The organism is Streptomyces pristinaespiralis, assembly GCF_001278075.1.
GTDB classification, from domain to species: domain Bacteria; phylum Actinomycetota; class Actinomycetes; order Streptomycetales; family Streptomycetaceae; genus Streptomyces; species Streptomyces pristinaespiralis.
Genome location: NZ_CP011340.1, coordinates 7,464,613 through 7,480,404, shown reverse-complemented (window position 1 = coordinate 7,480,404; position 15,792 = coordinate 7,464,613). Strand labels below are relative to the sequence as shown.

Annotated in this window: 12 protein-coding genes and 1 pseudogene; 8 read left to right on the top strand and 5 right to left on the bottom strand. The window is 71.7% G+C overall.

The window, feature by feature from the left end; genetic code table 11:
• Positions 1-329: 329 nt before the first annotated feature.
• Positions 330-3,416, top strand: a complete 3,087-nt coding sequence (locus tag SPRI_RS32210) for a glycosyl hydrolase (RefSeq protein WP_050791615.1) — start codon at positions 330-332, stop codon at positions 3,414-3,416.
• 182 nt (positions 3,417-3,598) lie between these two features.
• Positions 3,599-4,405: a hypothetical protein gene (locus tag SPRI_RS32205; protein ID WP_005320659.1), complete on the top strand. Its 807-nt coding sequence runs from the start codon at positions 3,599-3,601 to the stop codon at positions 4,403-4,405.
• 47 nt (positions 4,406-4,452) lie between these two features.
• Here SPRI_RS32205 and SPRI_RS32200 read toward each other — a convergent pair whose 3' ends face one another.
• On the bottom strand, positions 4,453-5,685 hold the full coding sequence (locus SPRI_RS32200; protein ID WP_005320657.1) for an NAD(P)/FAD-dependent oxidoreductase: 1,233 nt from the start codon (positions 5,683-5,685) through the stop codon (positions 4,453-4,455).
• 67 nt (positions 5,686-5,752) lie between these two features.
• A complete protein-coding gene (locus SPRI_RS32195; protein WP_005320655.1) occupies positions 5,753-6,556 on the bottom strand; it encodes a helix-turn-helix transcriptional regulator in 804 nt (267 codons plus the stop codon).
• 124 nt (positions 6,557-6,680) lie between these two features.
• Between SPRI_RS32195 and folE the strand changes: the two genes are divergently transcribed.
• The 4 genes from folE to SPRI_RS32175 all read left to right on the top strand — a co-directional run bounded on the left by folE (position 6,681) and on the right by SPRI_RS32175 (position 11,772).
• A complete protein-coding gene (gene folE / locus SPRI_RS32190; RefSeq protein WP_078535416.1) occupies positions 6,681-7,352 on the top strand; it encodes a GTP cyclohydrolase I in 672 nt (223 codons plus the stop codon).
• A 418-nt stretch (positions 7,353-7,770) separates the two neighbouring features.
• Positions 7,771-9,402 carry a ribosomal protection-like ABC-F family protein gene (gene abc-f / locus SPRI_RS32185; protein WP_005320650.1) on the top strand — a complete coding sequence of 544 codons (1,632 nt, stop codon included), beginning with the start codon at positions 7,771-7,773 and terminating at the stop codon, positions 9,400-9,402.
• Between the two features lie 79 nt (positions 9,403-9,481).
• The gene (locus SPRI_RS32180) at positions 9,482-11,161 is read left to right on the top strand and encodes an ABC-F family ATP-binding cassette domain-containing protein (RefSeq protein ID WP_037777176.1); all 1,680 of its coding nucleotides are present in this window, start codon (positions 9,482-9,484) and stop codon (positions 11,159-11,161) included.
• A 50-nt stretch (positions 11,162-11,211) separates the two neighbouring features.
• Complete coding sequence (locus tag SPRI_RS32175; protein ID WP_037775382.1) at positions 11,212-11,772, top strand: CGNR zinc finger domain-containing protein; 561 nt, start codon at positions 11,212-11,214, stop codon at positions 11,770-11,772.
• 93 nt (positions 11,773-11,865) lie between these two features.
• On the opposite strand, the gene SPRI_RS32170 is transcribed toward SPRI_RS32175, so the two are convergent.
• From SPRI_RS32170 to SPRI_RS32160, 3 genes are read right to left on the bottom strand one after another with little or no spacing between them, the layout of a single operon-like run.
• Positions 11,866-12,057 carry a hypothetical protein gene (locus SPRI_RS32170; protein WP_037775380.1) on the bottom strand — a complete coding sequence of 64 codons (192 nt, stop codon included), beginning with the start codon at positions 12,055-12,057 and terminating at the stop codon, positions 11,866-11,868.
• A 37-nt stretch (positions 12,058-12,094) separates the two neighbouring features.
• A complete protein-coding gene (locus SPRI_RS32165) occupies positions 12,095-13,537 on the bottom strand; it encodes an aldehyde dehydrogenase (RefSeq protein ID WP_005320641.1) in 1,443 nt (480 codons plus the stop codon).
• A gap of 32 nt (positions 13,538-13,569) precedes the next feature.
• On the bottom strand, positions 13,570-14,646 hold the full coding sequence (locus tag SPRI_RS32160; RefSeq protein ID WP_037775379.1) for an alpha/beta fold hydrolase: 1,077 nt from the start codon (positions 14,644-14,646) through the stop codon (positions 13,570-13,572).
• 346 nt (positions 14,647-14,992) lie between these two features.
• Here SPRI_RS32160 and SPRI_RS32155 point away from each other — a divergent pair.
• Positions 14,993-15,424, top strand: a pseudogene (locus SPRI_RS32155) (Ohr family peroxiredoxin).
• A gap of 83 nt (positions 15,425-15,507) precedes the next feature.
• Positions 15,508-15,705 carry a hypothetical protein gene (locus SPRI_RS38605; RefSeq protein ID WP_005320636.1) on the top strand — a complete coding sequence of 66 codons (198 nt, stop codon included), beginning with the start codon at positions 15,508-15,510 and terminating at the stop codon, positions 15,703-15,705.
• Positions 15,706-15,792: the final 87 nt, after the last annotated feature.

Here is a 15,792-nt window from a genome sequence, read left to right as displayed (position 1 = left end):
GGGAAGAACCACTCGGTGACGGGCCGTTGCGCGCAGGGGCGGCGGGACGCGACGCGCTCCGGTACGGCCGGCCCTGCGGGAGTTGAAACGTTTTTGTAACGCCGAACGGCAAGGTAGGCGGAGGCTTCATGCACGTCAAGAGTTCCGGCAGACCCGCCCGACCCCGGGGACCTCGCACGACGTAGCGGATTCGGGAAAATACCTGCTGGTAGCCCGATCTGACCCACTGACACGGACGATTTATCCGCCCCGGCCAAAGCCTTGCGGGCCGCGCCGCGGCGTGCGTATGTTCCAACCCGGCAATTAAAACGTTAAAAAGTAGGTGCGCGATGAGACACACCCCTGGACCGGAAGACACATCGGCGGACAGCAGTCTTCGGCGGCGGGCCCTGCTCAAGATGGCGGCAGCGGCCGGCGTCGTGGCCGCGCTACCGGCTGCCACGGCCCACGTCGCGGCGGCCGCCGGAGCGCCGGCCGCACCCGCGACGGCACCTCACTCCGGCGGTGCCTTCGCCCGTTCGTTCGCCGCCCCCGGGGCACGAGTACGCCCCAAGTTCCGCTGGTGGTGGCCGGACGCGCTGGTCGACGCGGACGAGATCGAGCGCGAGATCGACCAGATAGCCGCCGCCGGCTTCGGTGGCGTGGAGATCGCCGCGGTCACCCACAGCGTCTCCGAGCCGATCAACCCGTCCCGGCACGGATGGGGCACACCCGCCTGGGTCGCCGCCGTCGAGACGGCCCTCCACCGGGCCGCCGTGCGCGATGTCGTCGTGGACCTCACCATCGGTCCGGCGTGGCCCGCCGCCGTACCGGGCATCACGCCCGACAGCACCGCCGCGACCAAGGAGTTGGCACACGGCGTCGCCGTCGTCACCGGAGCGACGGCGTTCACGGGACCCCTCCCCGAGCCGGTGACCGCCGCGTCCTCCGGCGTCACCGCCCGGAAGCTGCGGTCCGTGCAGGCCGCCCGTGTCGTCTCCGGGACCTCGCCCACCGCCTTCCCCGCCCAGCTCGAGAAGGCCTCGGTCACCGACCTCGCCGCCCATGTCTCGGCGGACCGGCTCGACTGGACCGCGCCGGACGACGGGACCTGGCTCGTCATCGCCTGCTACGAACGCGGCTCGGGCCAGCGCCCCGAGGGCCCCGCGCACACCAGCCCGCTCAGCTACGTCGTCGACCACTTCAGCGAGGCCGGCACCCGGGCAGTGATCGACTTCTGGGAGAGCCGCATCCTCACCCCGCGCATGCGCAAGCTGCTGCGGGAGACCGGCGGCGCCCTCTTCGAGGACTCGATGGAGATGGAGACGCACGCGACGCTGTGGACGCCGAGCATCATGGCCGAGTTCGAGCGCCGCATGGGCTACTCGCTGCTCCCCTACCTGCCCGCGCTGCTCCAGACGAAGGAGAAGTACGCCTTCTCCTTCGACGCCGCCACCAACAAGGCGGTCCGCCGTGACTACATGGAGGTGGTCACCGAGCTGTACGTCGAGAACCACCTGCTGCCGGTGCAGAAGTGGGCGAACGGTCTCGGCCTCGAACTGCGTATCCAGCCGTACGGCCTGCAGACCGACGCGATGTACAAGTCGGCGCTGCTGGACGTGACCGAGGGCGAGTCCCTCGGGTTCAAGAACCTCGACGACTTCCGCTGTCTGGCCGGCGGCCGGGACATGGGCGGCAAGCTGGTGCTCTCCAACGAGGCCGGCGGCACGGCGGGCGGCGCCTACGCGACCACCTGGGACGCCACGCTCAAGAAGCTCGTCACCCAGTACGCGGCCGGCGTCAACCAGGCCGTGTTCCACGGCTTCGCGTACGCCGACGCCCCCGGCGCCGCCTGGCCCGGATTCGCCGCGTTCTCGCCGTACAACGGCGGTACCGGCTACGGCGAGGCGTGGGGTCCCCGCCAGCCCACCTGGGGCCACGCGGCGGACATCGCCGGATATCTGAGCCGTACGCAGCAGGTTCTCCAGACCGGTGTCAACAAGGTGGACATCGGCGTGCTGTGGCAGAAGGGCTACGCCGGATCCGGCCTCGGCGCCTCCTGGTTCACGGCCGACGGCGTACCGGTCGGCTGGACGCATCTCTTCCTCAGCCCGCGCCTGCTCTCCCTCCCCGGCGCTGTCGTGCGCGAGCGCCGGTTCGCCCCGGACGGCCCGGCGTACAAGGCGCTCCTCGTCGACGGTGACGTCATGATCGGCCGTGAGCACACGCTCCAGCTGGACGTCGCGGAGAAGCTCGTCGGCTACGCCAGGCAGGGCCTTCCGATCATCGTCATCGGCGACTGGAAGGACGGACACGTGCCCGGCCTGCCGAGGTCCGGCGACAACGAGCGCCTGCTGCGGCTGATCGCCGAACTGCTGGCGCAGCCCAGTGTGTTCAACGTCCCCGACCGCCCCGACGTCCCCCGGGCCATCGCCGCGCTGGGCCTGCAGCGTGACGTCGAGTACGCGCAGTCGTCGATGCTCCTGCACACGCACCGGGCCGACACGGAGGCCGACTACTACTTCTTCGCCAACGACGCCGTCAGCAAGAAGGGTTCGACCGGCGCGCCCATCAGCCACGACGTCACGCTCACCACCCGCAGGCCGGACGTCGTCCCGTACCGGCTGGACGCCTGGACCGGCACCGTCGAACCGCTCACGTCCTACACGCGCCTCGACGACGGACGCATCCGGCTGCGCATATCGCTGGCGCCGGGAGCCACGACGATCATCGCGACGGCCCGGGCCGGCAAGTGGGCTCCCGGCCCCGCACCCACCTGGAACGCGACGTCCAGCGAGGCGTCCGAGGTCCGCCGCACGAAGGACGGCCGGCTGGAGATCCGTGACAGCCGGCCGGGCACCTACGCCACCACGCTCCAGAACGGCGCCACCGTCAGCGCCACCATCGAGGACGTCGCCGAGCCGATGGCGCTCACGGGCTGGACGCTGACAGCGGAGGACTGGACTCCGGGGGCCACCGCGTCGAGCACCACCAAGAACCTGCGCACGATCGAGCTCGACGGGCTCAGGCCCTGGCCCGAGATCCCCGAGCTGGCCGATTCGTCGGGCGTGGGCAGGTACCGCACCACTGTGACGCTGGGACCGGCCTGGTCCGGCGGCCACGGAGCCCTGCTGGAGCTCGGCGAGGTCTTCGACACCTACCGGGTCTCGGTCAACGGACACGCACTGCCGCCCGCGGACCAGCTGACGGCCGTCGTCGACGTCGGCCCGTGGCTGCGCCGCGGCACCAACACCATCGAGGTGGAAGTGGCCACGTCACTGCTCAACCGGCTGCGGGTCTCCAACGCACCGGTGTTCGGGGTGGCCAAGCGGCAGAACTACGGACTGGTGGGGCCGGTGCGACTCGTTCCGTACGGGCGGGCCGTCACGGAAGTCCGACGGTCCGCTTCGGCCGGCGGCCGTCCCGCCCTGGCCTGACCGCACCGGCCGGTGGGTCGGCCCGCAAAAAAAGGGGGCCCGCGACCCCGGCCCCGGACGCTCCCGGGGTGGCCTGATCCGTCGCGGCAGCCGGGGCGTGGGCTCGCCGACTTCGACGCGCTCTGCACGAAGACGGGGCCCAGTTGCTGCCGGAGACAACCGTTCGCCCTACGATCACGCCCATGTCGATCACACCTTCCATACCCGTCCTGCAGGGGCGCGGCGGCACCGTCCTGAGCGCCGAGCAGGAGGGGCTGGTCCTGGAACGCCCCGGCGAGGAGCTGACGATCCCCGCCGTGGCGATCGCCCGCGTCCACGCCGAGGCGCGGAGCGTCACGGTCGAGCTGAGGGCCCCTGCCGGGGCCACGCCGTCCATCCACCGGATCGAGGATGTGAGCGAGGCTGCGGCTGTCGTCTTCGCCGACGCCGTGAACGCGCTGCTGCCCGAGCGGACCGAGGAGGTCGACGGCGGCGCCCTCCTCGTCCTGCGCACCTTCGCCAAGACCCGGCGCCAGAAGTTCCTGCGCAGGCTCAAGTGGTTCGTGTTCGGCTGTCTGGGCGGGGTCGTCGCCCTGTGCGTGACCGCCGGGATCGCGGGGGTCACGGGCCTCGCCATCGCCATCGTGCCGATCGGTGCCATCGCGACCGCGAGCCTCGGGGTCGGCGTGTACTGCGTGTGGACGTGGAACCGCGAGCGGCGCCTGCTCAAGCACGGCATCACCGTCGTCGCGTCGCGAGCCGGCAGGCCGGGGGCGTACCTCTACACGGACAGCACCGGCACGACCCGCGTCCTCTCCCACTGGGGCGTCGAACCGTACGTCCGGGCCAGTTACGACCCCCAGGACCCGTCGGACGTGCTCGTGCCTCAGGCCCCGTTCATGCGACGCTTGAACATCACCCTGGGGGCGTTCATCCTCTTCTGCGGGCTCAACGGCGCCGGGCTCGCGATCTGGATGACCGTCATGACCGTCCTCGGCGAGGAGCTTTAGCCGGCCCGGCACGCCCAACGGCGGCTGCCCCAGAACTCGCCGGCGTCTCAGGCGAGCAGATCTGTCAGCGGTACGCCGGGATCGGCGAGCCGGGCCGCGTCGACGGGCTGCGCGGAGGTGACGAGGGCGCGGATCGGGTCGGTGACGTCCCAGACGTTGACGTTCATACCGGCGAGCACCCGGCCGCCGGCCAGCCAGAAGGCGATGAACTCGCGTGCCTCCGTCCGGCCGCGGAAGACGACCTGGTCGTATCCGCCTGGCTCCACGTATCCGGTGTACTCCATGCCCAGGTCGTACTGGTCGGTGAAGAAGTACGGCACGCGGTCGTAGGTCACGTCCTGACCGAGCATCGCCCGGGCCGCGGTCTGCGGCTGGTTCAGGGCGTTGGCCCAGTGCTCGACGCGGATGTGCTTGCCGAGCAGCGGGTGGAAGGCACAGGCTACGTCCCCGGCCGCGTGGATGTCCGGGTCCGAGGTGCACAGCCGGCTGTCGACGCGGATGCCGTTGTCGGTCTCCAGGCCGGCGGCCGCTGCGAGCCCGGTGTCGGGGGTGATGCCGACCCCGACGACGACCACGTCGGCGTCCACACGGCTGCCGTCGGCCAGCAGTACGCCGTCCGCCCTGCCGCCGGCGCCGGTGATCCCGGCGACCTGGACGCCGCAGCGCAGGTCGACGCCGTGGTCGGTGTGCAGTTCGGCGAAGATCTGGGACACCTCACGGCCCAGCACCCGCAGCAGCGGCAGTTCCGCCGCCTCCAGCACCGTCACCTCCGCACCGGCCGCGCGGGCCGCGGCGGCCGTCTCGAGGCCGATCCATCCCGCGCCGATCACGGCCACCCGTGAGGCGGCCGAGAAGGCTTCCTTGATGCGGTCGCTGTCGGCGAGGCGCCGCAGGTAGAGCACGCCGTCGAGGCCGGCTCCGGGCACGGTGAGCCGGCGCGGCGACGAACCGGTCGCCAGCAGCAGCTTGGCGTAGCCGATGCGGCTGCCGTCGGCGAGCGTCACCTCGTGGGCGGCCGGGTCGACAGCGGTGACGGCGGTGCCGAGGCGCAGGTCCACCCGGTTCTCGGCGTACCACCGGGGAGGGTGGACGTAGACGGTGTCGCGTTCCTCCTTGCCCAGCAGGTAACCCTTCGAGAGCGGCGGTCGCTCGTAGGGGTGCTCGCTCTCCGCGCCGATCAGGACGAGCGGGCCGTCGAAGCCCTCCTCGCGCAGGGTCTGTGCGGCTTTGGCGCCGGCGAGACCTGCTCCGACGATCACAAACGCCTTGTGCTCAGGCATGGTCCGCTCCTCTTGTCGCGTCGGGTCTCGCGGGGGGGGCGGTCCGGGCCCGCCCGGTGCGAGCTGATCAGTCGGGTGTTCTCCGGCCGTCGGGCCGGTCGGCGGGCTCCTTCGCGCAGCTCCCGGCCGCGGGCCCGGCGGGGCTGTCACCGCCGGACGCCGCGCGCAGCTCCACGCAGCAACGTCCCGGACGGGGCGCGAGCACGGCGTCGATCCCCGCGGTCCCCAGACCGGCGAGGAAACCGCCCAGGAACGCGTGATTGATGCCGCACACCAGCCCCGGAGAGCGGGCGGCGAGCGGGTGGAAGGGGCAGTTGAGCAGCCTCAGTTCGGTGGGCGCCGGCCGGTCGGGCTCGAAGCCGTGCTGCTCGAGGACGGCCTCGCTGAGGGTGATGGACCGCTCGGGTCCCAGCCGGCCGGGACGGCTGCCGGCACGGGTGGCGGCCCCGAGCTCCTCGCCCCGTCGGCGTGCGGTGCGGAGCGCGGCGGCGTGCGCGTCCTCACCCGGCTCCTGCTCGATGACGGCGTCGATGAGGATCTCCGCGAGCACATCGGGACGGCGCTCGGGAATGCTGATCCGGATGTCGGTGTCGGCCGGTTCGTAGACCTTCGGCCTGCGGCCGACCCGGGGGACGCCGCCCGGGCTCTCGTATCCGGCGCGCAGCAGCCCCGCCGCGACGAGCTTGTCGAGGTGGAACGCCGCGAGCTTGACCGAGACCCCGGCGTCGGCGGCCACCTCTTCCCTGGTCACCGGGCGGTGGGCGCGCCGGACGAAGCCGTACATCGTCCGGCGGAGCTCGTCGGCGAGGACCGAGACCGCCTCGACGCCCGCGGCTGCGGGCGGGGCGTGGTGGGTCCTGTCGGAGGTCATGTCACCAGAATAACGCTAAACAAGGCGGGTGTAACCCTGGAGCCGTCCGATTATTCGAGGACCTTGACCGATCTCTCGAATAAGACCAATACTGATTGGTGAAACTCGAGAGAGGACGTCCATCATGGCCGGCGAACTGCAACAGCAGGAGCAGCACCTTCACCCCGATCTGCACCTGGCTTGCGAACTCACCTCCGAACAGGTCACGGCGCCCGCGCTGCGCGTGGTGCGCGAGGCGGCCGAGCCGGACCTGGCGGCCGCCGAGCTCGCCGCCGGGCAGTTCCTTGAGGCCCTGGGCATCAGCACCGACTCCGAGAGCCTGCGCGGCACCCCCGGGCGGATGGCCCGCGCCTACGCCGAACTGTTCAGCCCCCGCCCCTTCGACCTGACCACGTTCCCGAACGACGAGGGATACGACGAACTCGTCCTCGCCCGCGGCATCCCCCTGCGGTCCGTGTGCGAGCACCACCTCCTGCCGTTCGTCGGCACCGCCCACATCGGCTACCTGCCCGGCAGCCGGATACTCGGCCTGTCGAAACTGGCCCGCGTCCTCGAGCACTTCGCCTGCCGCCCCCAGGTGCAGGAGCGGCTCACCAAGCAGGTCGCCGACTGGATCCAGACCCAGCTGGAACCCAAGGGCGTCGGCGTCGTGATCCAGGCCGAGCACACCTGCATGACCCTGCGCGGCGCACAGGCGACCGGCACGACCACGATGACCTCCACCCTGCTCGGCCTGCTGCGCACGGACGGCCGGTCCCGCAGCGAGTTCCTGGCGCTCACGGGCCCGCCGCGCTGACGCCGGCGGCGGACCGGCCCGCCGCCATCGGCGGCCGGCCGTTTCGGGCCCACCGCGCGGGCCGGCTCGACCAAATCGCGAGCGCATTCCGGTTGCGCAACTCGCCGCCACCGACTCAACCGGTGACGGACCTGGCGCAGGCAGAGCCGCGTTCGCAGCACATGCGCACGGCCCGCGACGGTCGGCCGGATCGGAGGGACAACCGGCGCCGACTGCTAAGCTGCCAGGGACGTTGACCATGAATCGAGGAGACGCAGACGTGGTTGGTGACGACGACATCTCCGGGTGAGATCCGGATCTGACGGCCACCGGACGCGCTGAAGAAGCGCCGCCGAAGGGCCCGTTCGTCGTACCCCTTTTCCGCACGTCTGCCCAGGGCGGAGCTGTCTTCGCCCTCAGCGATCCCGAGGTCTCTTCCATGTCCCACGCCATCGTCTGCTCGAACCTGTCGTTCGCCTGGCCCGACGACACCCCGGTCTTCCACGACCTGTCCTTCACCATGTCCACCGGCAGCACGGGCCTGGTCGCGCCCAACGGCTCCGGCAAGAGCACCCTGCTCAAACTGATCGCGGGCGAACTGCGGCCCACCACCGGCTCGGTGACCGTCAGCGGCACGCTCGGTCACGTGCCGCAGACCCTCCCCCTGACCGGTGACCTCACCGTCGCCGAGGTGCTCGGCGTCTCCGAGGTCATCCGCGCGCTGGACGCCGTCGAGTCCGGCGACGTGAGCGAGGAGCACTTCACCACCATCGGCGACGACTGGGACGTCGAGGAGCGCACCCGCGCCCAGCTCGACCGTCTCGGCCTGGCCGGCCTCGCCCTCGACCGCAGCCTGAACACACTCAGCGGCGGCCAGGTCGTCTCGCTCGGCCTCGCCGCACAACTGCTCAAGCGCCCCGACGTCCTGCTGCTCGACGAGCCGACCAACAACCTCGACCGGGACGCCCGGCACAAGCTGTACGACGTGCTGGCGGACTTCAACGGCCTGCTTGTGCTGGTCGCCCACGACCGCGCCCTGCTCGACCGCATGGACAGCATCGCCGAGCTCGGCAGCTCACAACTGCGCTTCTACGGCGGCAACTTCACCGCCTACGAGGAGGCGGTGCGTGCCGAGCGCGAGGTCGCGGAGAAGAACGTCCGCAACGCCGAGCAGGAGCTGAAGCGGGAGAAGCGGGAGCTGCAGCAGGCCCGCGAACGCGCCGAGCGCCGCGCGAGCAACGCCGCCCGCAACCTCAAGAACGCCGGCCTGCCGCGCATCTTCGCCGGCAACATGAAGCGGGGCGCGCAGGAGTCCGCGGGCCGCGCCGGCCAGACGCACGCGTCCCGGGTCGGCGAGGCAAGGGGTCGCCTCGACGAGGCCGAGCGCGCGCTGCGCGAGGAGCAGCGCATCACCCTGGACCTGCCCGACACGCAAGTGCCCGCCGGACGCAACCTGTTCCTCGGCGAGGGGATGCAGGTCCGGCACGGCGGAGAGGACGTGTTCGCCGAGGGCGGCGTCGACCTCTTGGTACGCGGGCCCGAGCGCATCGCGCTGACGGGGCCCAACGGCGCCGGCAAGACCACCCTGCTGCGGCTGATCACCGGTGAACTCGCCCCGAAGAGCGGTGAGATCAAGCGCAACGACGGCCGCATCGCCTATCTCTCGCAGCGCCTGGACCTGCTGGATCCGGACCGCACCGTGGCGGAGAACTTCGCCGCGTTCGCGCCGGAGCGGCCCGAGGCGGAGCGGATGAACCTGCTCGCGCGCTTCCTGTTCCGCGGCCCCCGGGCGCACCTGCCCGTCGGGGTGCTCTCCGGCGGGGAGCGGCTGCGTGCCACCCTTGCCTGCGTCCTGTGCGCCGAGCCGGCTCCGCATCTGCTGCTGCTCGACGAGCCGACCAACAACCTCGACCTGGTCAGCGCGGGCCAGCTGGAGAGTGCGCTCAACTCCTACCGGGGCGCGTTCATGGTGGTCAGCCACGACGAGCGGTTCCTCGCCGAGATCGGCGTGAACCGCTGGCTCCGGCTGGCCGACGGCACGCTCGAGGCGACGGGAGCCCCCGCGGTGTGAGCCGCCGGTGTGTGCAGCGGCCCGCGTCCGAGGCCTCGTGCCCGGCGGGCGGATCACCGATCGCGTCGGACGGTTCCCTGTGCCCCAGCCCGCTCTGCTCGCCCATGACCTCGTCCGCGACCTGGGCGGCCGCCGCGTCCTCGACGGCGTGTCCCTGACCGCGTCCCCCGGCCACCGCATCGGCCTGATCGGGGAGAACGGCGTCGGCAAGTCCACCCTGCTGCGGGTGCTGGCCGGCGTGGACGAACCCGACGCCGGGAGCGTCTCGCGCCCGGCAGGCCTCGGCTTCCTGCACCAGGAGATGCCGTTCGACACCGGGTCCACGATCGCGGCGGTGCTGGACGACGCGCTGCGCGAGGCCCGCGAGGACCTCACGCAGCTCGAACGCCTCGGCGAGGAACTGGCCCGTGTCCCGGAGGACGATCCGGGCCACCCCGCTCTGCTCGACGCGTACGGCAGGCGGCTGGAGCGGGCCGAGGAACGGGAGTCCTGGGACGCCGACCGCCGGGCGGCCCTGGTGCTGGACGGGCTGGGTCTCGGCGCGCTCGCCCACGACCGGACGCTCGGCTCGCTGTCCGGCGGACAGCGGGGCCGGCTGGCGCTGGCGGCGCTGCTCGTGCGGCGGCCGCCGGCGCTGCTGCTCGACGAGCCGACCAACCACCTCGACGACGGCGCCGCCGCGTTCCTGGAGGAGCAACTGCGCGGCCTGCCCGGGGCCGTGGTCGTGGCCGGCCATGACCGGGCGTTCCTCGACGCCGTGTGCACCGACCTGATCGACCTCGATCCGGCGGTGGACGGCCCGGTCCGCCACGGCGGCAACTACAGCGCCTACGTCTGCGAGAAGCGCGCCGAGCGGCAGCGCTGGGAGCGCCGGTACGCCGAGGAGCAGGAGGAACTGGAGGCGCTGCGGCACGCGGCGGGGGTGACCGGGCACCGGCTCGCACCGGACCGAGGGCCTCGCGACAACGAGAAGATGGGCTACGGCCACCGGGCGGGCCGCGTGCAGAGCCAGATCTCCCGCCGCGTGCGCGACGCGAGCCGGCGGCTCGAGGAACTGGAACACACCCGGGTGGCAGCGCCGCCGCTCCCGTTGCGATTCGCCGCACCGCAGCCGGCGCCGCTGACACAGGAGGGACCGGAACCCCTGGTGTCCCTGCGGGACGTTCGGGTGCCGGGGCGGCTCGCGCTGTCCGGCCTCGAGGTGTCGGCGACCGAGCGGCTGCTGGTCACCGGCGGCAACGGGGCGGGCAAGTCGACCCTGCTCGCGGTGCTCGCCGGCCGCCTCGCGGCAGAGGGCGAGGTGCGCAGGCGGCCCGGGCTGACGGTGGGGCTGCTGACGCAGGACACCGTGTTCGACCGGCCGGAACGGACGGTCCGGGACACGTACGCCCTGGCGCTGGGCCCGGAGCGGGCCGAGAGGGTGCCGCTGGTCCGCCTCGGTCTGCTGGCCGAGGCGGACCTGGACAAGCCGGTCGGGCAGGTGTCGGTGGGGCAGCGCCGCCGGCTGGCGCTGGCGCTGCTGATGGCCCGGCCGCCCCGGCTGCTGCTGCTCGACGAGCCCACGAACCACCTCTCGCCGCGCCTGTGCGACGAGTTGGAGGCGGCCCTGGGCAGCGGACCGGGCGCGATCGTGGTCGCGAGCCACGACCGCTGGCTGCGCCGCCGGTGGCAGGGCCGTGAGCTGCGGCTGGAGCCGGGAGAGGGACAGCCGGAGGCGATGCGCCGGTCCGCAGGGGTGAGCTGCGGCGACACCGGCTGAAACAGTGACGAGCCTTGCACCTCAGCGCGGTCACCTGTCAAGATGGTGACGTGAATCTTGACCATGTCTTCGTGTGCGGGCACCCGGCGCTCGACTTCGCGGCCACCCTGCGTGCCCGGCGCTCGACCCGCTTCGAGATGTTCGCGACGCCGGACCGGCTGACCGCCTGGTACCTGGAGTCCGGGCTCGTGGACACGATCATGCCCGGCGGGGAGGACGACGTCCGGGAGGCGATCGCGGTGCGCGAGGCCGTCTACCGGCTCATCACCGACCGCCGCCTCGGCGAGGAGTTCGACCGGGAGGCCCTCGCGGTGCTCAACGCCGCCGCGCGCCAGGTCCCGGCGACGCCGCAGCTCACCGTGGCGGGCCGGCACACCGACGCGACGCCCGCACAGGCCCTGGCCACCGTCGCCCGGCAGGCCGTCGAACTGCTCAGCGGCCCGGACGTCCCGCTGCTCAAGGAGTGCGGAAACCCCGAGTGCACGCGGGTCTACATCGACCGCTCCCGGGGCATGCGGCGGCAGTGGTGCGGTATGGAGTCCTGCGGCAACAAGATCAAGGCGGCGGCCTACCGCGCCCGTAAGAAGACGGCGCCGGCCGCTGCTCGGTGATCTCCTGACACAGCTGTTCGCCGACCACGGGGAACCGTGGCCGGCGAACCGTTCGGGACGACCGCGTCAGCGGCCGGGCGGTCCGAGGGCGGTCTACAGCCCCAGGTCGAGAGCCAGGCACGAGTAGAACTTCCATGAGCCCTCGGGGTCGTACGAAGTGGCCTTGCCCTGCGTGTCCTGCGCCCCCTCGCTCATGTCCTCGAAGCGGATGCGCTCGGGGAGCCTGCCGTAGCGTGCGTGGCGTGCCGCCACCGCGGCGGTGTCCGAGGTGAGTTCCTTGTTCATGGGTCGTACCTCCACTTCGACGGTCGGATGGTGACGGTCAGACGGTGATGGTCTTGTACTCGGTGTAGGTGCCGAGGCCCACCGCGCCGTACTCGCGGCCGATTCCGCTGGCCTTGAAGCCGCCGAAGGGACCGTCGAAGGCGACGGGAGCGCCGTTGACCGTGACGGTGCCGGTGCGAATGCGGCGGGCGACCGCCAGGGCGTGCTCCTCGTCGGAGGACCAGACGCCGCCGGACAGGCCGTACGCGGAGTCGTCGGCGATCCGTACGGCGTCGTCCTCGTCGTCGTAGGCGATGACGACCAGGACCGGGCCGAAGATCTCCTCCTGCGCGATGCGCATCGAGTTGTCGACATCGGCGAAGACGGTGGGGGTGACGTAGTTGCCCTTCTCCAGGCCCTCGGGGATCTGCGGGCCGCCGGTGACCAGGCGGGCGCCCTCCTCGATGCCGAGCTGGATGTAGGTGCGCACCCGCTGCTGCTGGTCGGGGCGGATCATCGGGCCGATGAAGGTGTCGGGGTCGTTCGGGTCTCCCACCTTCAACGACTCGACCAGGTCCCTGAGCGCCGTGACGACCTCCTCGTACCGGCCGCGCGGCGCGAGGATCCTTGTCTGGGCGATGCACGACTCGCCGTTGTTGAGCAAGGAGCCGAACTTCAGGCCCGCGACGGCCGTGTCGATGTCGGCGTCCGGGAGGATGACCGCGGCGGACTTGCCGCCCAGCTCCAGACTGACCCGCTTGAGCTGCTCCCCCGCGATCGAGGCGATACGGCGGCCGGCCCTTGTCGAGCCGGTGAAGGCGATCTTGTCGACCTGCGGGTGCGACACCAGGTACTCGCTGGTCTCCCGGTCCGCGGGCAGGACGCTGACGACACCGTCGGGCAGCCCTGCGCGCTCCAGCAGTTCGGCCAGGAAGCCCATGCTCAGCGAGTTCTCCGGGGACACCTTGAGGACCACCGAGTTGCCGGCGACCAGGGCCGGGATGATTTTCGAAGTGGCCGACGAGAACGGCGAGTTCCACGGAATCACGGCCGCCACCACACCCACCGCTTCACGGCGCACCACACTGCGCACCGGTGACGCCGGGTCGGAGGAAGCAAGCGTCTCCTCCCAGGCGAACTCCTCCGCCGCCTGCAGACAGGCGTTCGCCTGCCGGGTCAGACCCGGCTGCCCGGCGCGGGTGAACCAGAGCGCCGAGCCGTTCTCCATCGAGATCAGCTGCGCGACCTTCTCGGCGTTCTCCTCGCGCAGTGCGTTGAACCGCCGCAGGAGCGCGATCCGCCGCGCCGGCGGGGTGGTGCGCCACACGCCCGCGTCGAACGAGGCCCGCGCCGCTGCCACCGCACGGTCCACGTCCGCCGGCCGCGCCTGGGCGGCCCGGCCGATCACCGACCGGTCGTGCGGTGAGGCGAGGTCGAGGAGCGCCGGGTCGCTCGGCTCCGTCCAGGAGCTTCCGATGAACAGCCGGTCGTAGACGATCATGTGGTTCTCTCCTTCGGTCCGCCGGCGCACCGTCAGAGGTGGTCGGCGTCGACGACGGCCTGCGCGAAGGCGGTCGGCGCCTCCTGCGGCAGGTTGTGGCCGATGTCGGCGATGGTGCGGTGCTCATAGGGGCCCGTGAAGTGGTCGCGGTAGGCGGTGCCGTCACCGGGCGCGGTGAAGGGGTCGAGGGCCGGGTCGAGGGTGATCGTGGGGACGCCGATGGGCGGCCGGGCGGCGAGCTGCGCCTCGTAGCGGCTGTAGCGGCGGTCCCCTTCGACCAGGCCGATTCGCCAGCGGTAGTTGAACAGGACGACGGCCGCGTGGTCGGGGTTCTTGAAGGCCTCCGCGGTGCGCCGGAAGGTGGCGTCGTCGAAGTCCCAGTTCGGCGAGACGAGGGTCCACACGTAGCGGCACAGGGCGAGGCGCTCGTCGACGCTCTCCATCGCCTTCTTGCCGCGCTCGGTGGCGAAGTACCACTGGTACCACCAGTTGTGCTCCACGGCCGCGGGGGCGGGCGACTGCTGGGCCTTGAGGTCGGTGATGAGGTAACCGCCGGTCGAGACGAGGGCCTTGACGCGCTCGGGCCACAGGGCCGCGATGATGTCGGCCGTGCGCGAGCCCCAGTCGAACCCGGCGAGCACCGCCTTCTCGATCTTGAGGGCGTCCATCAGGGCGATGATGTCGAGCGCGACGGCGGACTGCTCGGCGGTGCGGGGAGTACGGCGGGACAGGAAGCGCGTGCCGCCGTGGCCGCGCAGAAAGGGAACGACCACGCGGTACCCGAGGTCGGCGAGGAGCGGGGCGACGTCGACGTAACTGTGGATGTCGTAGGGCCAGCCGTGCAGGCACACCACGACCGGGCCGTGGGCGGGCCCGGCCTCGGCGTACGCGATGTCGAGGACGCCCGCCCTGACGTGCCGCAGCGTGCGGAAAGCGGTGTGGGTGCCGGGGGTGACGGCGGGCACGGTGCGGGCGGGTACCCCGCCCGGTGCGGGCGATGCCGTCGCGCCGCCCTTGGCGGACGCGAGGGGCTGCGGGCCGGTCAGCGAGACCGCGGCCGCGCCGGCGCCCAGGCCGACGGCCCTGGTGAACATACGCCTGTTGATCATGCAAAACCCTCCGTCACGTCTGTCCTGCGACCGGCCCGCGGCCAGAGACCTCCGCCCGCACCTCGAAAACGAGGCCTCGGCGGCTGGTGATGCGATGACACTCGCACGACTGGCGTCACCTGTCAAACCGGTGACGCATGCGGATCGCCTTTCGTGAAGGGGGCACCGAAGCGCCATAAGGACCCACCCAACGGGCAGTTGGGCAAAGAGACCAACGCCCTTCATCACCACCTTGACAGGTGACTCAACCGCTCACCATGATGACGTCACCTCTTGAACCGGTGACGCACAGATGTCCCGGACCTGAGGCCGACCCGAACCTTCGTCCCGGATGGGGAGCAGAGCCATGGCAGTCACCTACACCGCCCGTGTCGACGTCGACGGAGAGGGCCGCAACGGCGGACACGTCCGCTCCGCCGACGGCCTCCTCGAAACCCGGCTCGCCGTCCCCAAGGAGTTCGGCGGCGCCGGCGACGCGACCAACCCGGAGCAACTGCTCGCCGCCGGCTGGGCCGCCTGCTTCCTCGGTGCCCTGCGCCGCGCCGCCGCCAGTCGCAGGATCCGGCTCGCCGGAACCACCATCACCGCCGAGATCACGCTCACCCACGGCGACGACGGCGAGTTCTCCCTCTCCGCGGTCCTCAGCCCCGTACTCGGCGGTGTGGACCAGGCGACCGCCGAGTAACTCACGCGTGCCGCCCACCGGATCTGCCCGTACTCCAAGGCCACGCGGGACAACATCCCCGTCACGCTCGACGCCACCGGCACCGCGGCCTGACCCATCCCTGATCCGGGTCCCGTGCCCCTGCCCTCCGGCACGGGACCCACCCCCACCCACCGAGGACGGAAACGGACGAGGACATGCTCGCGACGGCACGAACCCCCGACCGACTGATCGAACCGCCCCGGCCCGACGGCCAGATATCCCCCGATTCCGCGCCCGCATGGCAACTGCCCTCCCCCGTCGGCCGCGCATGGCCGGCCGACGCCCAGGTCTGGGGCTGGGCGGGGACCGTGGTGCTGTTCGGGTACGGTCCGGCGGCTTCCAGCTTCACCTGACGGCGCAGGGACCAAACGTCGCAGAGCCCCCGAACAGGCCCACAAGAGCTGCCGAGTTGATCGGGGTCGACATCAGCTCCGTCAGGC